Below are 23366 nucleotides of genomic sequence, written 5' to 3' on the forward strand. Positions count from 1 at the left end.
TGACCACCGGCGAGCATTTTCGACGCATGCAGGGTTGAAACCCGCCGCGTCCCGCAGGGATATGGCCAAAATCGCCCAATTCTGCGTCGCGAAGCCTTGACGGAGGTCGACTCCGCCTTCGGCTTCGCTCCTTGAACTGGACGATTTTTGCTTATACCACGCCTCAAACCCTGAATGTCGATCGGTCCTAGGTCAGTCCTGTTCTCCGACAATCGGATTCCACTTTTCGGTTCGCTGCTCCAGCATTGTCGATCCGGCGTCGAGGCGATGTCGGTTTCCGCGCAAACATGCGTCATTGCGGATGCCAAACTGCGCGGCAAAATCGAAGCGCCTTACAGGATGCCTTGCCATGCCAGTCTCCACCCTCTTGCTGGTCCATGAACCGGAGGCTATTTGCCTGAAGCGCTTGCTGGCCGAGGGGTTTGACAGAGAGCACGCAGCGGAAATCTCGTCCTATCTGGCGCAATCGACCGATCTGGCCGCCGAGTTTGACGCTCTGTCGCAAGCCTGCGAAGCGCATGGACTTGCCTTTCACCAGGTCGAACTGGATCAAGCTCCAGCCGCCTTGGCCGGTCAGGAACGGCAACGGACTTTGGTCTGGACGCTGACAGACGGCATCGCTTATTTCCGCGGCGGCGCCGCGCCGGCTTTGGCGCGGCTCAACGGCTTGTCGGTCATGGGGGCCGACGATTCCCTGTTCGCGCTGTGCCAGGACAAGTTCCGGTCCGGCGCCGTGCTAGGCGCGCTGGGGCTGCCTGTGCCTGCGGCAGGGCTTGCCCGCAACGGCGAATGGCTCGTAGGTCCGCCGGCCTCGAGCCGGGGCTGGTTCGTCAAGCCGAACCGATTGGGCGCGAAGATCGGCATTTGGCCGGATTCGCATTGTCACGACCTCGGCGCTGCGCTCGAGCTTAGCCGGCGCATTTTCAGCGCCTATCGTGATGACGCGCTCGTTCAGCCTTACGTGCCCGGCCGTAACGTCAGGGCAAGTTTCCTTGGTGTGAACCGTCAGGACGGATCGGAGGCACTAGGCATCTCATTTGTCGACTCCGGATCGGATTTCCAGACGATGAGCGACAGTCTTGCCCTTTACGGCGAGACGGGTGAAGCCGCCAAGATGCGAGGCACCTATGCCGAACCCGAACTCGCCGCCGTTTTGGACACGTGGCCGGAAGCCGACCGGAAGATACGGGAACTGGCGGCCAGCATGATCCGCGGCCTCGGCCTGCGGGACGTGTTCTCGCTCGACCTGCGCGTAGTAGACGACAACACCGTGCATCTGATCGAGTTCGAGGTTTGTCCTGGCCTGCCTTGCTTCGATTTCCGCGCCTATTGCAAGTCGCAATGGGGTCTGGGCCTGCCCGAGGCGATGGCCAAGGCAGCGGCGAATCGCTTGACCGATGTCGGATCGAAAGCGATCTGAACCCAGTCGAATGCCATTCGCAAAAACCCCGTTGCCGGGTGGAAAACTGACGGATATGGTTGAGCTAAATGGGGGCGCACATCAGGGCGATGCGGCACCCCGACGCCATCTGCCGGAACCGGCACTTCAGGCCAACAACAACAGGGAACATGAACATGATGATGGAAAAGATCGCTCTTCGCTCTCGTCTGTGGATGGCGGGTGCTGCCATGTCGGCGGTTCTGGTCGCAGCATTGCCGGCCTACGCGGTCACGCCCGCCGATACGCTGGTCGAAGGGTTTGCCATCGACGACATCATCTCGATGGACCCGGCCGAGGCCTTCGAGATTTCGACGGCCGAGGTGACCGGCAATACCTATGACCTTCTGGTCCGGCTCGACCTGGCCGACACCTCCAAGGTGAAAGGCGATCTTGCCGAAAGCTGGACCGTCTCCGACGACGGCCTGACCTACACGTTCAAGCTGAAGCCGGGCCTGAAATTCGCCTCCGGCAATCCGCTGACCGCCGCCGACGTCGCCTGGTCGTTCGAGCGCGTCGTCAAGCTCGACAAGGGACCGGCATTCATCCTGACCCAGTTCGGTCTGACCGCCGACAATATCACGGAAAAAGCCAAGGCTGCCGATGACAGCACTTTCGTCTTCACCGTCGACAAGGCCTATGCGCCGAGCTTCGTTTTGAACTGCCTGTCGGCGACGGTCGGCTCTGTGGTCGACAAGAAGCTGGTATCGGAGCACCTCAAGGCGATGACGCCAAGCGATGATTACAAATTCGACAACGACTTCGGCAATGAATGGCTGAAGACCAATTCGGCCGGTTCCGGTATCTACGCGCTGCGCGAATGGCGCGCCAACGAGGCGGTCGTGCTCGACCGCAACGAAAATTACCACGGCGAAAAGGGCAAGCTGGCCCGTGTCATCTACCGCCACATGAAGGAAAGCTCCGGCCAGCGCCTGGCGCTGGAGGCAGGCGACATCGATGTCGCCCGCAACCTCGAGCCGAACGATCTGGAAGCCATCGCCAAAAACGCCGACATCGTCACCACGAGCGCACCGAAGGGGACGGTCTATTACATCAGCCTCAACCAGAAGAACGAAAAGCTCGCCAAGCCCGAGGTCCGGCAGGCGTTCAAATATCTGGTCGACTACGAGGCCATTGGCTCGACGCTGATCAAGGGCATCGGCGAGATCCACCAGACCTTCCTGCCCAAGGGCGTGCTTGGCGAACTGGACGAGAACCCGTTCAAGCTCGACGTCGCCAAGGCCAAGGAACTGCTGGAAAAGGCGGGGCTGAAGGACGGTTTTTCCGTCACCATGGACGTGCGCAGCAGCCAACCGGTGACCGGCATTGCCGAATCCTTCCAGCAAACGGCTGGTCAGGCCGGTATCAAGATCGAGATCATTCCCGGCGACGGCAAGCAGACGCTGACCAAATACCGCGCCCGCAACCACGACATCTATATCGGTCAGTGGGGACAGGATTATTTCGATCCGAACTCCAATGCCCAGACCTTCGCCTCGAATCCAGACAACGCCGACACCGGCAAGGTGGCGACACTGGCGTGGCGCAATGCCTGGGACATTCCGGAAATGACCAAGGAGACGGAAGCCGCCTTGCTTGAAAAGGACGCGGCAAAGCGCGCCGACATGTACAAGAAGCTGGAGAAGGAAGGGCTCGAAACCAGCCCGTTCGTCATCATCTTCCAGCAGATCGAGAACGCCGCGATCCGCAGCAACCTCAAGGGCTTCAAGCTCGGCCCGAGCTTCGACACCAACTTCGTCGGCACTATCTCGAAGGAATAGTTTTCAGGGACGCGGCGCGTGAGCGCGGTTGATTCCCATACTGCGGCGCCGGGCGGCAGCGCCCGCGCCGCTGGTATTGCGATGGCGATCGGCCGTTTCCTGCTGATCGCCATCACCACCTATCTCGGCCTCCTGGCGGTGACATTCTTCATCGGGCGCGTCATCCCCATCGACCCGGTGCTGGCGGTGCTGGGCGACCGCGCGCGCGCCGACGTCGTCGAGCGCACACGGCGTGAAATGGGGCTGGACCTGCCGCTGATCGAGCAATTCTACATCTACGTGAAGAATGCCCTGAGCGGCAATTTCGGCACCTCCGTGCTGACCACCAACCCGGTGATGGTCGACATAAGACGGGTCTTCCCGGCGACCATAGAACTGGCCACGGTTGGAACGCTTATAGGCACGCTGATCGGCGTGCCGCTCGGTGTGTTGGCCGCCGTCAAGCGCGGTAGCTTCATCGACCAGATCGTTCGCGTCATCGGCCTGGTCGGCTATTCCGTACCGATCTTCTGGCTCGGCCTTCTGGGGTTGGTGCTGTTTTACGCAAAGCTGCAATGGGTGGCCTTTCCCGGCCGCCTCGACATTGTCTATCAGTACACGTTCACGCCGATCACCGGCTTCTACCTTCTGGACGCCGCATGGCAGGGCCAGTGGGACGTATTTCGCGACGCCTTACGTCACATCATCCTGCCTGCGGCGCTGCTCGGCTATTTCTCGTTGGCCTATATCAGCCGCATGACGCGCTCCTTCATGCTGAACGAACTGGCGCAGGAATATATCGTGGCGGCGCGCGCCAAGGGCCTGTCGGAAACGCGCATCATCTGGGCGCATGCGCTGCGTAATGCTGCCGTGCCGCTGATCACCGTCATCGCGCTGTCCTATGCCGGCCTGCTCGAAGGCTCGGTGCTGACGGAAACGGTGTTCGCCTGGCCGGGCATCGGCCTCTACATCACCAATTCGCTGCAGAACGCCGACATGAACGCGGTGCTTGGCGGCACCATCATCATCGGATCTGTGTTCATCGCCATCAACCTGCTGTCCGACCTGCTCTATCAGGTTCTCGACCCGAGGACGAAAAGCGCATGAGTGTGGCGACCCGGATCATGCCCGAGCAGACCCGACGCGAATGGCTGTTGAGCGAACAGCCGGCATCGCGCTTGCAGGCGCGGCTCGGGCGTGCCTATGTCGCGTGGCTGCGCTTTTCAGCCAATCGGCTGGCGCTTGTCGGTCTTGCCATCATCATCGGGCTGATCGTAGTGGCGACACTTGCCGGCGTGCTGGCGCCCTATCCCGCGACCATCGGCGATCTCGCCGGCTCGCGGCTGCTGCCGCCGGGCGCAAAACACTGGTTCGGCACTGACGATCTCGGCCGCGATATCTATTCCCGCATCCTTTATGGCTCGCGCTGGACGCTCTATGTCGTGGTGCTGGTCGCGATCATCGCCGCGCCCATCGGCCTGCTGGTCGGCACGGTCGCCGGCTATGCCGGCGGTTGGCTCGATACAGTGCTGATGCGCATCACCGACATCTTCCTCGCCTTTCCTAAACTGATCCTGGCACTGGCTTTCGTCGCGGCGTTAGGACCCGGCATCGAAAACGCGGTCATCGCCATTGCCATCACCTCATGGCCTCCCTATGCGCGCATCGCGCGCGCCGAAACGCTCACGGTGCGCAATTCGGACTACATCAAGGCGGTGCAACTGATGGGAGCGTCGCCGTTCCGCATCGTGCTGCGCCACATCATGCCGCTGTGCATCTCCTCGCTGATCGTGCGGGTCACGCTCGACATGGCTGGCATCATCCTGACCGCCGCCGGCCTCGGCTTCCTTGGTCTCGGCGCGCAGCCGCCGCTGCCGGAATGGGGCGCGATGATCGCGTCGGGCCGCCGGTTCGTGCTCGACCAATGGTGGGTCGCCGGCGCGCCGGGCTTCGCCATCCTGATCGTCAGCCTCGGTTTCAATCTCCTCGGTGACGGTTTGCGCGACGCGCTCGATCCCCGCAGCGGTGACCAATGAGCGGCAACCTTCTCCAGGTCGAAGACCTGCGCGTCACCTTTCCGACCCGCACCGGCGCTATCGAGGCGGTACGTGGCGTTTCGTTCTCGCTCGGCCGTGAGAGGCTCGGCATCGTCGGCGAATCCGGTTCCGGCAAATCGCAAACCGGCCGCGCCATCATGCAATTGACGCCGCCGCAGGCCAAGGTCAGCGCCAAGAAACTGTCCTTCGACGGCATCGACCTGCTGACTGCCTCGGCTGCCGAGCGCCGAGCGCTGCGTGGAAAACGCATCGCCATGATCCTGCAAGACCCAAAGTATTCGCTCGATCCGGTGATGACCATCGGCCGCCAGATCGTCGAGACGCTGCGCACCCATGAGAAGGTCGGCAGGGCCGAGGCACGCGAACGGACGCTGGCCATGCTGGAGGCGGTGCAGATCCGCGATCCGAAGCGCGTCTTCGATCTGCATCCGCACGAAGTGTCGGGTGGCATGGGCCAGCGCGCCATGATCGCCATGATGCTCATTGCGGGCCCGGAACTGATGATCGCCGACGAGCCAACCTCGGCGCTCGACGTCACAGTGCAACTCGACGTGCTTGCCATCCTCGACAAACTGGTCAGCGAGCGCGGCATGGGCCTGATCTTCATCTCGCACGATCTGCGGCTGGTCTCGTCCTTCTGTGACCGCGTTATCGTCATGTATGCGGGCAAAGTGGTGGAGCAGTTAAAGGCGTCGGAACTCTCCAACGCCCAGCACCCCTACACGCGCGGCCTGCTCAACTGCATGCCCAGGATCGGCGACGACCGCCATCCGCTGCCGGTGCTGGAGCGCAAGCCGGAGTGGGCTGCATGACGCCTGCGCTGACGATTGACCGATTGAATGTGGTGTTCGACCGGTTCCGGGCGTTGAAAGATGTCAGCCTAGAGGTGCAGCGCGGCGAATCCTTCGGGTTGGTTGGAGAGTCCGGGTCCGGAAAATCGACGTTGCTGCGGTCCGTCGCCGGCCTTGTCCCTGTGGCTTCCGGCAGTATTTCCCTCGATGGCCAGATACTTGGCCGGCGCCGAGACAAGGCGTTCTACCGCCAGGTGCAAATGGTGTTCCAGGATCCGTACGGCTCGCTGCATCCGCGCCAGACGGTTGATCGCCTGCTGCAGGAGCCGCTGGCCATTCACAACTTCTCCGATGGCGAGCAGCGCATCCGTCGAGCGTTGGACGAAGTCGGCCTCGGTTCAGGTTTTCGCTTCCGCTACTCGCACCAGCTTTCCGGCGGCCAACGCCAGCGCGTGGCGATAGCGCGTGCGCTCATCCTCGAACCTTCGATCCTGCTGCTCGATGAGCCGACTTCGGCGCTCGACGCCTCGGTGCAGGCGGAAGTGCTCAACCTGTTGGAACAGGTGCGCCGCGACCGCAACCTCACCTTCCTGATGGTCAGCCACGACCTCGCCATCGTCACCCATATGTGCGACCGGCTGATGGTGATGCAGAACGGCGAAGGCCTCGAAAGCCTCGACGCGTCAGCTCTGGCCGCGCGCCGCGTGACCAGGGATTATACGCGCAACCTGCTCACCGCCAGCGAAGGCTTCGTTCGCACCTAACCCCCTCCATGGCGGCCCTTGCCGCCCTGCAGACGAATGGCGGGGCGGCTCGTTTTGGGCCGATGTCTCCGAAGCCGGCGCCTGATGTGATGCCCAGATAGACTCATGTGGCCACGTTAGGGTCCATTTACCTCAAGCTGGTAGAACGGAAAGGCATTCGACTTTGACCACGGGGCCCGACAGTGCCTGAGCGCAATGATCCCTCTCACGATACTGGTCGCACCCAACGGCGGTTGCGCCGCTTTATGGATGTCGAGATTGAGTTGGCGCCGGACGTGCTTGTTCCGCGCGCGGAAACCGAATTGCTTGGCAAGAACGCGATCTCGATCCTTGGCCGCATGGAAGGGGAGCCTGTCATTGTCGATATGTGCTGCGGTTCCGGCAATCTGGCGCTTGCCGTCGCGCATCATTGTCCCAAGGTCCAGATATGGGCTGCCGATCTGACCGACAGCACTGTTGCGCTGGCCCGCAGCAACGTCGCACGCCTTTCATTGGCGGACAGGGTCAGTGTCATGCAAGGCGATCTGTTTGCCGCCCTTCAAGATGAGGGGATCGAGGGGCGTGTCGACATGGTCGTCTGTAACCCGCCCTATATTTCGTCGTCCCGGCTCGAAAACGAAAGCGCCCATCTGCTGGGCGACGAGCCCCGCGAGGCGTTTGACGGCGGCCCCTATGGCATCTCCATTTTGCAACGGCTGGTGAGAGAAGCGATTGACTATCTCAAGCCGGATGGATGGCTGTTGTTCGAGTTCGGAGAGGGGCAGGAGCGGCAGGTCGCCGCTCTTCTGGCGCGAACCAAGGCTTATGGTGAGCCGTCCTTTGCCGACGCGGATGGAAAGCCTCGTGTGGCTATCGTCAGGAGCAATAGGCGGAACGCGGGAGCAAGCGCTTGAGCCGCATTCGTCCGATCGAAGCTGCCGACATTCCAGCCATCGCGGCGCTATTCCAACGCGTGCTGCGCAAAAAATCATCCCCCGCACCGGATACGCTCGCCGACTATATGCGCCGCTTCTATCTGGAAGCGCCGGGTTGCGACGAAGGCATCGCCTCGCTTGTGCATCTCGATGACGCCGGGCGGATTTCCGGCTTCGTCGGCGTCCATGCCATGCCGATGACGTTCAATGGCCGCAAATTGCGTGCGGCGATCTGCGGATCGCTGATGGTGGAGGATCGCGACAACGACCCGATGGCTGGCGCGCGGCTGCTGAAGTCGTTTCTGGACGGACCGCAGGACCTGTCCTTCAGCGAGACGGCCAACGACGTCGCGACACAGTTGTGGACGCGCCTGCGTGGCGTCGTGCTGCCTCAGTACAGTCTCGACTGGGTGCGTGTCATCCGGCCTCTCGGGTTCACTCTTGGTGTTGCAACAGGCCGCGTCGGCATCGCCCAGATGCTTTCTCCGCTGGCCAACGTCATCGACGGACTGTGGCGTCGGCGCGTGAGACCCGGTGCAGGGAGTTGGGCGGCTGTATCAGCAGGCCGCAGCGGGCAAAAGGCGCTTCGGGTCGTCGAAATCGGCAGCGCAGAATTTGCCGGTCTGTTTGAGCCGCTGACCGACCAGTTCGCCCTGCGTCCCGATTGGGAACAAAGCCGGTTGGACTGGATCCTTGCCGACGCGATGCTGAAGCCGGATCTCGGCGATCTGGTTTTTGCTTCGATCACTTCGCCTTCTGGAGCCTTGGTTGGTGCCTTCGCCTACTATGCGAAGCCGGGTAGGATCGGCCGCGTGCTTCAGGTACTGGCGCGCCCCGGCCAGGCCGGCCATGCCATCGATTGCCTTGTCGATCACGCGGCAGCGCGCGGCCTGTGCGGCCTGCGTGGCCGCACGCAGGCCGCACTTATGGAGGCGATGCTTAGGCGGCGCATTGTTTTCGTGCCGGTTGCCTCCACCGTCGTCCATTCACGCGATACCGAACTTCTGCGGGCGATGACGGCTTCGCAAGCCTTCCTGAACGGAGTGGCAGGCGAGCAGTGGAGCAGGCTGATCGGCGGCCGCTTCGACTGAGGACGGGCGGACGTTGAGCCGGTCGATCAGGCGCTGATTTCCTCGACCTTCGAAACCAGTTGCGGGCCAAGGTGCAGATAGCGTGTTGCCTTGCGTTTGGCGGCAATGTCGGCCCACACGCGCTCGACCTGCGCAGCGGTCAACCCCACGGCCTGCCCGACGATCTCCGGCGCAATCCCCTTATTGAGGCCGCAGAGGCACAGGTCCATGCGGTCATAGGACAGAGAGAAGTAGAACTCCTCCTGCGTCTGGGCGAGAGAGTACGTGTCGGTGGTGGGCGGGCGCCGCCTGATTTCCTCAGGAATGCCAAGATGTGCGGCCAGCGCATAGACCTGCGTCTTATAGAGGTGGGCGATCGGCTTGACGTCGGCTGCACCATCTCCGTTTTTGACGAAGAACCCCTGGTCGTATTCCAGCCTGTTGGGCGTGCCGACGACGGCGAAGTTGAGGCGGTCGGCGTGGAAATATTCGATCTGCTTGCGTGTACGCTGCTTCATATTGGTGGCGGCGACAATGCCAAGATAGACCGCAGGCGGCATTCGCAATCTGGTCTGTTGCCCATGAGGGTCCTGAACGACGAGGGATGAGATATTGTAGCCCTCGCCTTCGAGGGCGTTGGCTATGACGATCTTGGATGCCCAACCCACGCCGTAGTCCGGCACGAGTTCGCGGATGAACGCGTCGCGGCGTTCGTAGCAGCCCATGGCGCTGAGGGTCGGGCCGATATCCTCGACGGTCGCCTCGACGCCGAATGCTTCGGCGACAAGCCGGCCCAGCCGCAGGCTTTCCGGGTCGGAATCGTCTTCCGGCATGAAGATGCAAAACACGTTCCTGGCGCCGACCGCGCGCACGGCCAAGGCAAGCGACACACTTGAATCGATGCCGCCCGAGAGGCCGAGCACGAGGCCACGCTTGCGCATCCGACGCAACTGCCCGCGCAATTCAGTCGCAATCCGGTCGATTTCCGCTTCCGCGTCGATCTCCAGCAGCTTCGACAGGTCGTGCAGCGGAGAGATCGTCATTTTAAGGTCTCCACCGACTCGGCTGCCAGGCGGCGGCTGATCTTGCCCGTGTCCGTCTTCGGCAGTTCCGTGCGGAACTCTACGGACTTGGGCACCATGAAATCCTCAAGATGGCGAGCGCAATGACGGATGACGTCCTTTTCGCTCAGCGTTGGATCGCTGGCTACGACAAGGGCTCCGACCGCTTGCCCGAGCACAGGGTCAGGCAGTCCGACGACTACCGCTTCCGCAATGCCGGGATGGTTATGGAGCACGGCCTCCACTTCCTTCGGCGCGACCTTTTCCCCTCGCGTCTTGATGATGTCGTCCTTGCGCCCGACGAAATAGAGGAAGCCGTCCTCGTCGGCCTTGAACAGGTCGCCTGTATAGAGAACTTTTTCCCAAGGGTTGGGGCCGGGGCGCAGCATCTGCTGCGTTGCAGTAACGTTGCGCCAATAGCCTTGCATCACATGCGGCCCGCGAATGACCAGTTCCCCTGCGACACCGGGCGCAACACGGCTGCCGTCTTCATCGACGACGAAGGCTTCGGTGTTGGGAATGGCGACGCCGACCGATCCCGGCCGCCGCTCCAGTTGTTCCGGCGGCAGATAGGTGCAGCGCTTGCACTCGGTCAAGCCATACATGGAGTAGAGTTGGACGCCGGGGAAAAGCGTCCGCAAGCGCTCTATGTGGGCAACCGGCAAGGCAGCCGCGGTATTGGTGATGTAGCGCAGGCTGGGCAGGGACCCCGGCTTGAGGTCCCGCATCTGCAATATCATGGCCGCCATCGTCGGCACCAGCGGCAGGCCGCTCACACCTTCTTGCCGGATGCGATCGAAGATCGCTTGCGGAAATGCGAAGGACTTCTCCAAGACCAGTGTGGCGCCCAGCCTTATCGCCATCAGCAACTGGTAAAGGCCGTAATCGAAGGCGAGCGGCAGCACGTTGAGAATGACGTCGTCACGCGTGTTGTTCAGATAGGTGGTGATGGAGTCCGACGCCGCATCGCAGTTGCGGTGAGACATCATCACGCCCTTCGGCCTGCCGGTCGAACCCGACGTGTAGATCAGCATGGCGAGATCAACGTCGATGCCGCGATGGTCAACCTGGCGAGCCTCATTCAACAGGCAATCCGTGAAGGAAATTGCGCCGGGCGGACACTCTCCAGCAGTCCCTGCCGTGGACGCAAGGAAGATACCGGCACTTTCGCCAACTGCCTCGGTGACCACGGGCATCAGCTTCGCCTGTGTCAGGATGGCTGCGGCTTCGCAGTCCGCACGGATGTAAGCGAGTTTGTCGGCCTTGGTCGAGGCGTTGATCGGGCTGAAGGTAGCGCCTGCCTTCATAGCGGCGAAGATCGAGACCGCCGCTTCCCAGCAATTGTCCATGAAGATCAGCACGCGGTCGTTGCGCTTCACGCCATTGCTGGCAAGCGCAGTGGCAAGACGGCCGGAGAGGTCATCCAGTTCCGCGTAGGACAGCCGTCTGCGGTCGGTGACCAGCGCCGTCTTTTCCGGATGGCTCGAAGCGTTGGCTGTCAGAAATTGCTCGACACGCAACGGAAGTGCCTCGCCAACGCAGGCTTACGCCGCGACCGTTCCGGTTCGGGAGCCGATGAAGGCCGAGATGCGGGCAACCGAGTCCAGATTGGCCGGAACGATGTCGGAATCGCTCATGGTGATGTCGAAACTATCTTCGATGAAGGCCACCAACTCCAGCACGGCTGTCGAGTCGATGATGTCGTTCTCGATCAGTGAGGCGTTTTCCGCCAGGTCGTATGAGGTATCGCCGAACAAAAAATTCTCGATGATGAAGCTGCGAACCTTGTCCTTGGTCGTTTCGGCCATGCGTTTCCCTTCCCTCTTATCTCAGGCTGCCTGCTCTGTTCGGTTACCCTGTTGGATAAAGTTCTTGTGCCAAAGCTGTGTTGATAAAATGCCGACAAATGCCGCATTGTCGCGGAAGCCAGATGCTGGTTGCGTGCGGCACTTCTGTTGGAGTTTCGCCACAGCCTTGGCGTTGAACAGGCCGTCGGCGGCAATGCTTTCCGCGCTCAGGCATTGTTGCACGTAATCGAGGTCGCCCTTGCCGGTAAATGCCTGGCTGTCCGGGGCGCGATAGGGCTGCTTGGTACGCTCCCGGATGCTCCGAGGAAGCAGGTCTGTCGCCGCCTTGCGCAATATGTACTTCTCCACCAGCCCTTTCAGCTTCATTTCGGGCGGCAGCCGCGCCGCGAATTCGACCAACCGATGATCGAGAAAGGGGAAGCGGCCCTCGATGCCGTGCGCCATCGCCATGCGATCACCCTGGCTGGAAAGAATGTAGCCCGGCAGCAGGAAACGGCTCTCCAGATATTGGGCCTGGTTGAGAGGGTGCCATCGGCTGAATGCATCGGGCAGTCGGCTAACCAGATCATCGGCCGCATCGTAACCCTTCAGCGTCTCGCGCAACTCGCCCGAGAAAAAGATCTTGGTCGCGGCCGTCGTCTTGAAGCGTGGCCGGTGCGAAAACAAGGGGTCATTCGGCAGGGCATCGCCTGCCCCGAAAAAGGCGGCGAGATACTCGACCGATTGCTGCCGCAGGCCGGGCAGGTAGGGATAGAGCTTGCGGAACAGGTGCGGCCTGATGCGAGAGGTTGGCTGTCGCGCGCAGAAGCGGCGCACGCGCGCCTCCTTGAACACATCGTAGCCGGCAAACACTTCGTCGGCCCCTTCGCCGGTCAGCACCACCTTCAGGCCGGCGTCGCGGACAAGACCGGACAGTTGGTAGAGAGGTGCAGGGGCGGTGCGGATGATTGGCCTCTCGGTGGAACGGATCACCTGTGGAAAGACGCGCGCGATATCGCCTTCACGGCAGGCGATCGCCCGGTGTTGGGTGCCGAGCGCTGACGCCATCTCATGCTGATAGGCGCTTTCGTCATGCTCGGCGCTGTCGAACGTCACGGAGAACGTCTTGAGGCCCTGGGGTGCCATGCCAGCGGCGAGTGCCGAGACCAGGGACGAATCGAGCCCCCCCGAAAGATATGACCCGACTGGCACATCGGCACGCATGCGCAATCTGACGGCGTCGGTCAGAAGCGCGCGCAGTTCCTCCGCCACCTCGACTTCGTTCACTATCTTCGACGGCGTGTCCCGGTGCGGAAAAGCGAGTTGCCAATAGGGCTTCACCGTCACCCGGCCTTGCTCGACGATCATCACGCTGGCCGGTTCCAATTCGTGGATATCGCTGAAAGCCGTGCGCGGGGCGATGGGCGCCCACAACGTGAAAATCTGGTCGAGCGCCAAAGGATCGATTTTCGCCGAGATACCCGGAATCTTCAGCAGCGCTTTGATTTCCGAGGCGAAATAGAACGTCCCGTCCTTGCTGGTGTGAAAGAGGGGACGCACGCCCATCCTGTCGCGGGCGAGTACCATGCGCCGGCGTCGTTGGTCCCATAAGGCGAAGGCGAAGTCGCCGTTGAGCAGAGACAAACACTCTTCGCCCATCTGGTCGTAGAGATGCAGGATGACTTCGGTATCGCTCGACGTACGGAAGCGACGCCCCCTGCTGCGTAGCTCCTCGCGCAATTCGACGTAATTGAAGATTTCACCGTTGAAGGCGATCGTCAGTTGTCCGGTTTCGTCAGACATCGGCTGCTGGCCGTCGTCGAGGCCGACGATAGAAAGCCGGGCATGTCCAAGTCCGGCGCCGGATGCCACGAACTTGCCCTGTGCGTCCGGACCGCGATGTGCGATCGCGTCGGTCATCTGCTTCAGCAGCGTGTCCGCGTCATGCACCTGGCCGACATAACCAGCAAATCCGCACATAGTTCGATTTCACATTGAAAGATCGAGCCAAGCATAAGGGGCAAGGCACAACCATGCGTTACCCGTTCGGTTTCGCTGCACCTATGGTAAACGAACGGTTGGTCGAGGTGACCAATCTACCGAATGCCGGGGCTGAACAACCAAAGCGTTTCATGGCCAGGTAGAACGCACCAGGAACCCGAAGGACCGGACCGGTTTAGGCCAAATCCTTCGGCATTCGTCTCGCCCGTGTTCCAAAATATCGCCGGTAGAATGCTTCTATCCAACCATGAACCGCACCATGTCAGGCCCTTGCTTCCCTGATCGAGGCTTCCAGCTTGTCGAGTGCTTCCGTCATGACGTTGTCCTGGATGGTGATCGGGGCAAGGAAACGAACGACATTGCCGTAGACGCCGCAGGTCAGCAGGATCAACCCCTTGTCGAGCGCCTTCAGCCGCACCGCATTGGCGAAGTCGGCCGATGGCAGCTTCTTCTTTGCATCGCTGAACTCAATGGCGTTCATGAAGCCGGGGCCGCGGATGTCGGCAATCTCTGGAACATCGCCACGCAAGGATTCCAGCCGCTGCTTCAGCCGGTTGCCCAGCATATTGGCGCGGTCGCAAAGCTTCTCTTCCTCGATCACGTCGAGCACGGCATGGGCGGCGGCAATGCCCAACGGGTTGCCGCCATAGGTGCCGCCAAGCCCGCCCGGGCCTGGCGCGTCCATCACTTCAGCGCGCCCTGTCACCGCCGACAGCGGGAAGCCGCCGGCAAGGCTCTTGGCCATGGTGGTGAGATCGGGAGCCACTTCGTGATGGTCCATCGCAAACATCTTGCCGGTGCGGGCAAAGCCCGTCTGTACCTCGTCGGCGATGAGCAGGATTCCGTGCTGGTCGCAAACCTTGCGCAGCGCACTCATGAGTTCACGCGGCGCTTCGTAGAAGCCGCCCTCGCCCTGAACCGGCTCGATGATGATGGCGGCAACGCGGGCCGGATCGACATCGGCCTTGAACAGACGATCGAGCGCAGCCAGCGAATCCGCCACCGACACACCGTGCAGTTCGACCGGGAACGGCAAGTGGAACACATCGCCCGGCATCGCGCCGAAGCCAGCCTTGTAGGGCACGACCTTGCCGGTCAGGGCCATGCCCATGAAGGTGCGCCCGTGGAAGCCGCCGGCAAAGGCGATGACCGCCTGGCGGCCGGTGGCGTTGCGGGCGATCTTGACAGCGTTCTCCACGGCTTCGGCGCCGGTGGTGACAAAAATCGTCTTCTTGTCGAACTTTCCGGGCAGCAGGCCGTTCAGACGCTCGGCAAGATGAACGTAACTCTCGTAGGGAACCACCTGGTGGCAGGTATGGGTGAAGCGGTCGAGTTGCGCCTTGACGGCTTCCATCACCTTGGGGTGGCGATGACCGGTGTTCAGCACCGCGATCCCCGACGAGAAATCGATGTAGCGATTGCCCTCGACGTCCCAGATCTCCGAGTTCTCGGCGCGGTCGGCATAAATCTGCGTCGTCATGCCGACGCCGCGCGAAATGGATGCATTCTTGCGGGCAGAGATAGTCGAATTGGTCATGGATGCCTCCGGTGGAACGGCTATTGTGAGCAGACGATGTCGATCTATCTTCTGACCCTATCACATACTTTCCACAAGTCGGCACCGCTGGCCGGCCGTTGGGCCTGTCCAACGGTTGCGACGGGCGCTTCTGATCCTTGCTGCGGAAGCGGGAGCCTATTGCGTCGACAGCACGGTGCGCACATCATGTCCGTGAACCGGCAGGAGCGCGCGTGATAAGCCAGGAGCAATTTCTGACGTCGACTTTCTGGGCTCAGGAACTGCCTCACGACGAGCAGGAGCGTGCGCGCCGCGGCATTTCATTGCGCAACCTGGACGCCGGCGCTTCCCTCATTCATCGCGGCGACCGCGTCGACAACTGGATCGGCGTTGTCAGCGGGCTGCTCAAGCTGGGGTCGATCACCATTTCCGGCAAGGCCGTGACCTATGCGGGCCTGCCGCCAAGCTGCTGGTTCGGAGAAGGTTCACTGCTCAAGGACGAGCCGCGACAATATGATGTGATTGCGCTGCGCCGCACCCAGGTCGCCTTGCTGAACCGGTCGACCTTCTTGTGGCTCTACGACAACAGCGTGGCCTTCAACCGCCTGCTGGTGCGCCTGTTCAACGAAAGGCTCGGCCAGTTCATCGCGCTGGTGGAGTACGACCGCACACTCGATTCGACCGGAAAGGTGGCGCGCAACCTGGCCTCCTTGTTCAATCCTGTCATCAGTCCGTTCGTCGGCAAGCACCTCGACATCAGCCAGGAAGAAATCGGGCTGCTTGCAGGCGTTTCGAGGCCAGTCGCCAACCGCACACTGCAGGAACTGGAGAGGGCCGGCCTCTTGCGCAGCGAAGGCGGCGGCGTAACGATCCTCGATCTGGAAAAGCTCAGGCGCTACGGCGAATAGGGCACGCCCCGCCAGGGTCGGCAACGAAAGTTGGATTGTCGAGGGAAGGCGGACTCCGATAGCCTATATCGGACAAGGCTCCGGAGTCTGTCAAGGCAGAGGTTGAAAAACCAGGTCCAGCTTGCAAGTTTTGGCCAACAGCCGGGACGACACTGGCGGCAAGGAACACATGGGAGGCGCGCCTTGGCACAAGGGAGTGAGACGCCACGGCTCGATACGTTCGCCAAGCTTTTGTGCGGGCATGCTCGTGTCAGGCCTGCTCGGCCCGCGATGCGCCACAAGGATTTGGGCATCTGGCGAACCTGGACCTGGAGTGAGATGGCCGAGACCATCCGAGCCTTTGCGGCCGGACTGCGCCAGCTTGGCCTGGAGCGTGGCGCCACAATCGCCGTCATCGGCGAAAACCGGCCGGCGATGTACTGGACGATCCTTGCGGCGCAATGGCTCGGCGCCATCCCGGTTCCGGTCTATGCGGATGCTGTTGCCGACGAGATGGCCTACGTACTCGCCCATGCCGATGTAGGCTTTGCAGTGGTCCAGGACCAGGAACAGGTCGACAAGCTCATCACGATCCAGGATCAGATTCCCAATCTGAAGGTCGTCCTCTACGACGAGCCGCGTGGTTTGCGCGACTACGACCACAGCCGTCTGCATGAGGTCAGCGCCATCATAGAAAAAGGCCGCGCACAGCTTGCCTCGGACCCAGCCGCGGCAGCCGCCATCGACGCGGAGAAAGACCGTGGCGAGGCCGACGACATCTCGATCATCCTCTACACGTCCGGCACGACGGGGCGTTCCAAGGGGGTGCTGTTTTCTGCCGGCCGCTCCATCGACGCGGCGCGCGATACCGTCGAATTCGACAAGCTGACCGATCGTGACGAAGTGCTTGCCTACCTGCCGCTGGCATGGGTGGGTGACCATTATCTCAACTACGCCCACGCCATGGTCGCAGGCTTTTGCGTGGCCTGCCCGGAAAGTCGGGAAACCGCTGAGTCCGATTTGCAGGAAATCGGGCCGACCTTCTATTTCGCCCCGCCGCGCATCTTCGAAGCGCTGCTTACGCGCATCACCATCCGCATGGAGGATGCCGGCGCGCTCAAGCGGCGCATGTTCAACCATTTCATCGGCGTGGCGCGGCGCTGGGGCGAAAAGATACTCAATCGCGAAAAGGTGCCGCTTGCCGCGCGGCTCAACTACGCGCTCGGCAATCTCTTCGTCTATGCGCCGCTGAAGAACGTGCTCGGCTTCTCGCGCATCCGCGTCGCCTATACTGCCGGCGAAGCCATCGGGCCGGACCTGTTTTCGTTCTACCGGTCTCTCGGCCTGAACCTGAAGCAACTCTACGGTCAGACAGAGGCATTCCTGTATGTAACCTCGCAGCCGGACGGCCAGATTCGCGCCGGCACGGTCGGGCCCGCAACACCCAATGTCGACATCCGCATCGCGGACGATGGCGAGGTCCTCTACCGTTCACCGGGCCAGTTCGTCGGCTACTACAAGGATGACGAGCGCACGGTCGAGACCGTCACGCAGGACGGCTACGTGAAGACGGGCGATGCCGGCTTCTTCGACAGCGAAGGCCATCTCAACATCATTGATCGCGCCAAGGATGTCGGAAAGCTGCGCTCGGGCGCCCTGTTCGCGCCGAAATACATCGAGAACAAATTGAAGTTCTATCCCAACATCAAGGAGGCGGTGGCCTACGGGCAGGGGCAGGACTTCGTCGCCTGCATGCTCAACATCGACCTGACGGCGGTGGGCAACTGGGCCGAGCGCAACAACATTGCCTATGCCTCCTATCAGGAACTGGCGCAGCGGCCCGAAGTCTACGCCATGTTTGCCGATCACATCGCCGAAGTGAACCGGTCGCTCGCCACCGAACCGCGCATGGCTGCCGCACAAGTGCGACGCTTCCTGATCCTGCACAAGGAACTCGACGCCGACGACGGCGAGATGACCCGCACGCAAAAGGTGCGGCGCGGCTTCATAGCCGAACGCTACAAGCCATTGGTCGATGCACTCTATAACGGCTCCGATGCCGCCGACATCTCCACCGAAGTCACCTTCGAAGATGGCCGAAAGGGCATTCTCTCGGCTCGGGTGCGCATCGCCGACGCTCAGGTCCAGAACCTCACCACCCTGGAGGCAGCCGCGTGAACGCACCGGGCGAACCCTTGCTCGCCGTCGACGGCGTGTCGCTTGCATTCGGCGGCGTGAAGGCAATCACCGATGTGTCCTTCGATATCCGCAAGGGTGAAATCCGCGCCATCATCGGCCCCAACGGCGCCGGCAAGACCTCGATGCTCAACGTGGTCAACGGCTTCTACCATCCACAGCAAGGCCGCATCACCTACAAGGGCAACACGCGCTCGCGCATGCGCCCCTACCAGGCGGCAAGCCAGGGCATTGCCCGCACGTTCCAGAATGTGGCGCTGTTTCGGGGCATGACCACGCTGGACAACATCATGGTTGGCCGCACGCTGAAGATGCATAGCGGCCTGTTCTGGCAGATGCTGCGCTACGGACCGGCCATGCGCGAAGAGATCGAGCACCGGCGCGTGGTCGAAGACATCATCGACTTCCTACAGATCGAATCGATCCGCAAGACGCCGGTCGGCAAACTGCCGTACGGCCTGCAAAAGCGGGTGGAACTCGGCCGGGCTCTGGCGATGGAGCCGGAACTTCTGCTGCTCGACGAGCCGATGGCCGGCATGAATATCGAGGAAAAGGAGGACATGTGCCGCTACATCCTCGACCTCAACCGGCATTTCGGCACCACCATCGCCCTGATCGAACATGACATGGGCGTGGTGATGGACCTCTCCGACCGGGTGGTCGTCCTCGAATACGGACACAAGATCGCCGACGGCACGCCCGAAAAGATCAAGTCGGACCCCAAGGTCATCGAAGCCTATCTGGGCGTGGGACACTAGGCGATGCTTTACAACATCTTCATCGACCCCTTCGTCCAGATGGTGCAAATGCCCGACCTTCTGGTGCAGACCTTGTGGGAAGGTCTGGTTTCGGGAGTGCTTTACGCGCTGATCGCGCTTGGCTTCGTGCTGATATTCAAGGCTTCAGGCGTCTTCAATTTCGCCCAAGGCATTATGGTGGTGTTTTCCGCCCTGACGCTTGTCGGTTCTTATGAGAAGTTCGCATCGTGGGGTTTTTCCGGTCCGGTTGCAGCGTTTGTCGCGCTCATCCTGGCTGCCGCCGTCATGTTCGTGCTGGCCGTGCTGGTGGAGCGCGTGGTGCTGCGTCCGCTGGTCAACCAGCCGGACATCATCCTGTTCATGGCGACGTTCGGCATCACCTATGTGCTGATCGGCTTCGGCGAAATGGTGTTCGGCGGCGATCCCAAGCAGATGATCGCCAGCGAACTTTTCCTGCCCAGCGGCGCCTTCGACGTGGAGATGCTGGGAGGACGCGTCAGCTTCCAGAAACTCGATATCGCTGCAGCCGTCATCGCCTCGGTCATGATCGCGGGCCTGGCCGTCTTCTTCCAGAAGACCCGCATCGGCAGGGCGCTTCGCGCGGTCGCCGACAGCCACAAGGCCGCCCTTTCGGTCGGCATTTCGCTCAATCAGATATGGGTCATCGTCTGGTTCGCCGCCGGCCTCGTCGCGCTGGTGACGGGCATCATGTGGGGCGCGCGTTCGGACGTTTCCTTCGCGCTCGAGATCGTGGCGCTCAAGGCGCTGCCGGTTCTGGTGCTCGGCGGCTTCACCTCGGTGCCCGGCGCCATCGTCGGCGGCCTCATCATCGGGGTCGGCGAAAAGCTTGGCGAGTTCTACTGGGGGCCGTTGCTGGGCGGCGGCATCGAAAGCTGGCTCGCCTATGTCATCGCTCTCGTGTTTTTGCTGTACCGGCCGCAAGGCCTGTTCGGCGACAAGATAATCGAACGGATCTGACAAGATGTTCTATCGCGAGACGGGTCAGTTCAAGCAGGACTATGCCGCCGATTCAGCGGTGTTCCCTATCCTGCAGGACCGCTACGGGCTGGCGATCATCCTGGCCATCGCCTTTGTCGGCATTCCGCTGTTCGGCAACGAGTTCCTGCTTGCCTCGGTGATGATCCCGTTCCTGATCCTTTCGCTGGCTGCGATCGGCCTGAACATACTGGTCGGCTATACCGGCCTGCTGTCGCTTGGCACGGCAGGCTTCATGGGCGTCGGCGCCTATGCGGCCTACAAGCTTTCGACCATCTTTCCGCAGGTCCACATTCTGGTCTGGATCCTTTGCTCGGGTTTCTTCGCCGCCGGCATCGGCGCCCTGTTCGGCCTGCCGTCGCTACGCATCAAGGGCTTTTATCTTGCCGTCGCGACACTTGCTGCGCAGTTCTTCCTGCAATGGTGCTTTGTGCGCGTGAGTTGGCTCTACAACGACAACCCGTCCGGCGCCATCGAGGTGCCGGCAAGGTCGCTGTTCGGCATCGCCATCACCGGCCCCTCGGCGACGCCCGTCACCCGCTATCTGGTCGTCCTCATCATCGTTGTCGTGATGACGCTGATAGCGTCCAACATCGTCCATGGCCGGATCGGCCGCACATGGATGGCCGTTCGCGACATGGACATCGCGGCGCAGCTGATGGGCATCCGGCTTTTGCCCGCCAAGTTGCTCGCCTTCGCCGTATCGTCCTTCTACTGCGGCGTCGCGGGCGCCTTGATGGTGTTTCTGTGGCTCGGGGCAGCCGAGCCGTCAGCCTTCGATATCCGGCTGTCCTTCGTGCTTCTGTTCATGGTCATCATCGGGGGGCTCGGCTCGCTGATCGGCAGCTTCATGGGTGCCGCCCTGATCCACATCATGCCGATCTTCATCCGTGCGCTGCCCGAATCGCTCGGCCTGCCGATAGGCGCCGCCACCGTGGAGCACCTGACATTCCTGATCGTCGGGGGGCTGATCATATTTTTCCTTATCGTCGAGCCGCACGGGCTGGCCCGACTATGGCAGATCGCGAAACAGAAGCTTCGCGTGTGGCCCTTCCCCTATTAGGGCCGGGCGCTTGACGGGAACGAAAACAGGAGGAGAACGACATGTCTATTAGAAACTGGGTGCTCGCACTTTCTGCGGCATCGATGCTGGCCATGCCGGCGATCGATAGCGCGCAAGCCGACGACTCGATCTACGTGCCGCTGTTTACTTACCGCACCGGGCCTTTTGCCGGGTCGGGCACGCAGATCGCCAACGGAATGCACGACTATCTCACCATGCTCAACGAACGCGACGGCGGTATCGGTGGTGTCAAGCTTGTGGTCGAAGAGTGCGAGACCGGCTACGATACCAAGAAGGGTCTGGAGTGCTACGAGGCGGTGAAGCCCAAGAAGCCCGTCATGGTCAATCCGTGGTCGACCGGCATCACCTTGCCGCTGATTCCGAAGGCTGCCGTCGACAAGATTCCGGTTCTTTCCATGGCCTATGGCCTGTCGGCATCGGCCAAGGGAGATATTTTCCCCTGGATCTTCAATCCACCGGCAACCTACTGGGACGGTTTCACGCAAATCCTGAAATACATCGCCGAGCAGGAAGGCGGCGGCATTGAAAAGCTGCAGGGCAAGAAGATCGGCTACATCTACCTCGACGCCAGCTTCGGGCGCGAACCACTGCCTCTGATCGAACAATTGTCCAAGGAACTCGACTTTGAGGCCAAGCTCTACCCGGTGGCCGCCGCCGACATGCAGAACCAGTCATCGCAATGGCTGAGCGTGCGCCGCGACCGGCCGGACTACATGATCCTCTATGGCTGGGGCGCGCTGAACTCCACCGCCGTCAAGGAAGCCGTGAAAACCAATTACCCGATGGACAAGTTCATCTCGATCTGGTGGCCGAGCGAGGATGATGCCAAGGGCGGCGGCGACGGCGCCAAGGGCTTCAAGACGCTCAACTGGCACGCCGTGGGCGCCGACTTCCCGCTTATCGCCGACATCCAGAAATATGTCGTCGATGCCGGCAAGAGCCAGGTCTCGGACAAGAGCAAGGTGGGCCAGGTTCTCTACAACCGCGGCGTCTACAACTCGATGCTGATTGCCGAGGCCATCCGCACCGCCCAGCAGATCACTGGTAACAAGGTGGTCACCGGCGAGGACGTGCGGCGCGGTCTCGAAAGCCTCAATGTCGACGAGGCGCGGCTGAAGGAAATGGGCCTGGAAGGCTTCACCGGTCCGGTCAAGCTTACTTGCGCCGACCACAACGGCCACTTCTCGACCTTCGTTCAGAGCTGGAACGGCGAGGCATATGAAAAGGTGTCGGACTACATCACGCCGATGAACGACAAGGTCGGCCCGCTGCTCGACGCCGACGCCAAGGCCTATGCGGAAAAGAACGCGCCTTGGCCGACGCGCTCGGAAGCCTGCGACGCCTCTTGAGGCACGCGGCCTTTCTAGTAACCCTACCCTTCCCCGGTTTCGGGGAAGGGACTTTGCTCCGGAGTCCCGCCAATGTCTGACCTTGCTTCCCAAGCGGTAGAACCAGCTCGGCCGGTCCTTTCGATCAACAACATCGAAGTGATCTACGATCACGTGATCCTGGTGTTGAAGGGCGTCTCGCTGACCGTTCCGCAAGGCGGTATCGTCGCCATCCTCGGCGGCAACGGTGCCGGCAAGACGACGACGCTCAAGGCGATCTCCAATCTGCTGCAGTCCGAACGCGGCGAGGTCACCAAGGGGTCGATCGAATTCGACGGCGAACGCGTCGATCGCCTCAGCCCCAACGAATTGGTGCGGCGCGGCTGCATCCAGGTCATGGAAGGGCGGCATTGCTTCGGCCACCTGACCATCGAGGAGAACCTCCTCACCGGTGCCTTCACGCGCCGCGACGGCAACCGTGCGATCCGCGACGATCTGGAGATGATCTATAATTATTTCCCGCGATTGAAGGAAAGACGCTCGTCGATGGCCGGCTACACATCCGGCGGCGAGCAGCAGATGTGCGCGGTCGGCCGGGCTATGATGAGCCGCCCGAAAATGATCCTGCTCGATGAGCCTTCGATGGGCCTTGCCCCTCAGGTTGTCGATGAGATTTTCGAGATCGTGAAGGACCTGAACAGCAAGCAGGGCGTGTCGTTTCTGGTGGCTGAGCAGAACACCAACATGGCGCTCAAATATGCCACCTACGGCTACATTCTGGAAACAGGGCGCATCGTCATGGACGGCGCAGCCGACACGTTGCGCGACAACGAGGACGTCAAGGAATTCTACCTTGGCATCGGGGGAGAAGGGCGCAAGTCCTTCCGGGACGTCAAAAGCTACAAGCGCCGCAAACGCTGGCTGAGTTGAGCGGCGCACTGAGGCGGCTGTTCCAAAG

General features: G+C 61.6%; 20 protein-coding genes. 15 read left to right on the forward strand and 5 right to left on the reverse strand.

Annotated features, from left to right (window positions below):
- Positions 1 to 349 precede the first annotated feature (349 nt).
- From ASD64_RS15000 to ASD64_RS15035, 8 genes are all read left to right on the forward strand, one after another.
- Positions 350 to 1420, forward strand: coding sequence for a D-alanine:D-lactate ligase-like protein (locus ASD64_RS15000; RefSeq protein ID WP_056106403.1), 1071 nt, complete (start codon positions 350 to 352; stop codon positions 1418 to 1420).
- A 155-nt stretch (positions 1421 to 1575) separates the two neighbouring features.
- On the forward strand, positions 1576 to 3219 hold the full coding sequence (locus ASD64_RS15005) for an ABC transporter substrate-binding protein (protein ID WP_056106630.1): 1644 nt from the start codon (positions 1576 to 1578) through the stop codon (positions 3217 to 3219).
- Between the two features lie 81 nt (positions 3220 to 3300).
- The gene (locus ASD64_RS15010) at positions 3301 to 4305 is read left to right on the forward strand and encodes an ABC transporter permease (RefSeq protein ID WP_413813612.1); all 1005 of its coding nucleotides are present in this window, start codon (positions 3301 to 3303) and stop codon (positions 4303 to 4305) included.
- The gene (gene nikC, locus ASD64_RS15015) at positions 4302 to 5234 is read left to right on the forward strand and encodes a nickel transporter permease (RefSeq protein ID WP_056106407.1); all 933 of its coding nucleotides are present in this window, start codon (positions 4302 to 4304) and stop codon (positions 5232 to 5234) included. Before ASD64_RS15010 ends, nikC begins: the two co-directional genes overlap by 4 nt.
- Positions 5231 to 6067, forward strand: a complete 837-nt coding sequence (locus ASD64_RS15020) for an ABC transporter ATP-binding protein (protein ID WP_056106409.1) — start codon at positions 5231 to 5233, stop codon at positions 6065 to 6067. Before nikC ends, ASD64_RS15020 begins: the two co-directional genes overlap by 4 nt.
- On the forward strand, positions 6064 to 6810 hold the full coding sequence (locus ASD64_RS15025) for an ABC transporter ATP-binding protein (RefSeq protein WP_056106633.1): 747 nt from the start codon (positions 6064 to 6066) through the stop codon (positions 6808 to 6810). The genes ASD64_RS15020 and ASD64_RS15025 overlap by 4 nt, the downstream gene beginning before the upstream one ends.
- A gap of 245 nt (positions 6811 to 7055) precedes the next feature.
- A complete protein-coding gene (locus ASD64_RS15030) occupies positions 7056 to 7703 on the forward strand; it encodes a N5-glutamine methyltransferase family protein (RefSeq protein WP_056106411.1) in 648 nt (215 codons plus the stop codon).
- A complete protein-coding gene (locus ASD64_RS15035; protein WP_056106412.1) occupies positions 7700 to 8815 on the forward strand; it encodes a hypothetical protein in 1116 nt (371 codons plus the stop codon). Before ASD64_RS15030 ends, ASD64_RS15035 begins: the two co-directional genes overlap by 4 nt.
- A gap of 26 nt (positions 8816 to 8841) precedes the next feature.
- On the opposite strand, the gene nadE is transcribed toward ASD64_RS15035, so the two are convergent.
- The 5 genes from nadE to ASD64_RS15060 form a co-directional block, all read right to left on the reverse strand.
- Positions 8842 to 9837: an NAD(+) synthase gene (nadE, locus tag ASD64_RS15040; RefSeq protein ID WP_056106415.1), complete on the reverse strand. Its 996-nt coding sequence runs from the start codon at positions 9835 to 9837 to the stop codon at positions 8842 to 8844.
- Positions 9834 to 11375, reverse strand: coding sequence for a class I adenylate-forming enzyme family protein (locus tag ASD64_RS15045; RefSeq protein WP_056106417.1), 1542 nt, complete (start codon positions 11373 to 11375; stop codon positions 9834 to 9836). The genes nadE and ASD64_RS15045 overlap by 4 nt, the downstream gene beginning before the upstream one ends.
- 24 nt (positions 11376 to 11399) lie before the next feature.
- Entirely contained in the window at positions 11400 to 11663 is a 264-nt protein-coding gene (locus tag ASD64_RS15050; RefSeq protein WP_056106419.1) for an acyl carrier protein, read from the reverse strand.
- Positions 11664 to 11684: 21 nt separating this feature from the next.
- Positions 11685 to 13622 carry an asparagine synthase (glutamine-hydrolyzing) gene (gene asnB, locus ASD64_RS15055; RefSeq protein WP_056106421.1) on the reverse strand — a complete coding sequence of 646 codons (1938 nt, stop codon included), beginning with the start codon at positions 13620 to 13622 and terminating at the stop codon, positions 11685 to 11687.
- A 283-nt stretch (positions 13623 to 13905) separates the two neighbouring features.
- On the reverse strand, positions 13906 to 15180 hold the full coding sequence (locus ASD64_RS15060; RefSeq protein ID WP_056106423.1) for a 4-aminobutyrate--2-oxoglutarate transaminase: 1275 nt from the start codon (positions 15178 to 15180) through the stop codon (positions 13906 to 13908).
- Between the two features lie 212 nt (positions 15181 to 15392).
- Here ASD64_RS15060 and ASD64_RS15065 point away from each other — a divergent pair, with 212 nt between their 5' ends.
- The 7 genes from ASD64_RS15065 (at position 15393) to ASD64_RS15095 (ending at position 23338) form a co-directional block, all read left to right on the forward strand.
- Entirely contained in the window at positions 15393 to 16067 is a 675-nt protein-coding gene (locus tag ASD64_RS15065; protein ID WP_056106425.1) for a Crp/Fnr family transcriptional regulator, read from the forward strand.
- 183 nt (positions 16068 to 16250) lie between these two features.
- On the forward strand, positions 16251 to 18224 hold the full coding sequence (locus tag ASD64_RS15070; RefSeq protein ID WP_056106427.1) for an AMP-binding protein: 1974 nt from the start codon (positions 16251 to 16253) through the stop codon (positions 18222 to 18224).
- Positions 18221 to 19000 carry an ABC transporter ATP-binding protein gene (locus ASD64_RS15075; protein ID WP_056106429.1) on the forward strand — a complete coding sequence of 260 codons (780 nt, stop codon included), beginning with the start codon at positions 18221 to 18223 and terminating at the stop codon, positions 18998 to 19000. The genes ASD64_RS15070 and ASD64_RS15075 overlap by 4 nt, the downstream gene beginning before the upstream one ends.
- A gap of 3 nt (positions 19001 to 19003) precedes the next feature.
- The gene (locus ASD64_RS15080) at positions 19004 to 19978 is read left to right on the forward strand and encodes a branched-chain amino acid ABC transporter permease (RefSeq protein WP_056106431.1); all 975 of its coding nucleotides are present in this window, start codon (positions 19004 to 19006) and stop codon (positions 19976 to 19978) included.
- A gap of 4 nt (positions 19979 to 19982) precedes the next feature.
- Positions 19983 to 21059, forward strand: a complete 1077-nt coding sequence (locus ASD64_RS15085; protein ID WP_056106432.1) for a branched-chain amino acid ABC transporter permease — start codon at positions 19983 to 19985, stop codon at positions 21057 to 21059.
- A 41-nt stretch (positions 21060 to 21100) separates the two neighbouring features.
- Positions 21101 to 22429: an ABC transporter substrate-binding protein gene (locus ASD64_RS15090; protein WP_056106434.1), complete on the forward strand. Its 1329-nt coding sequence runs from the start codon at positions 21101 to 21103 to the stop codon at positions 22427 to 22429.
- A 72-nt stretch (positions 22430 to 22501) separates the two neighbouring features.
- Entirely contained in the window at positions 22502 to 23338 is an 837-nt protein-coding gene (locus ASD64_RS15095; protein ID WP_056106436.1) for an ABC transporter ATP-binding protein, read from the forward strand.
- The last annotated feature ends 28 nt before the right edge of the window (positions 23339 to 23366 follow it).

The organism is Mesorhizobium sp. Root157, from assembly GCF_001427385.1.
GTDB lineage: Bacteria > Pseudomonadota > Alphaproteobacteria > Rhizobiales > Rhizobiaceae > Mesorhizobium.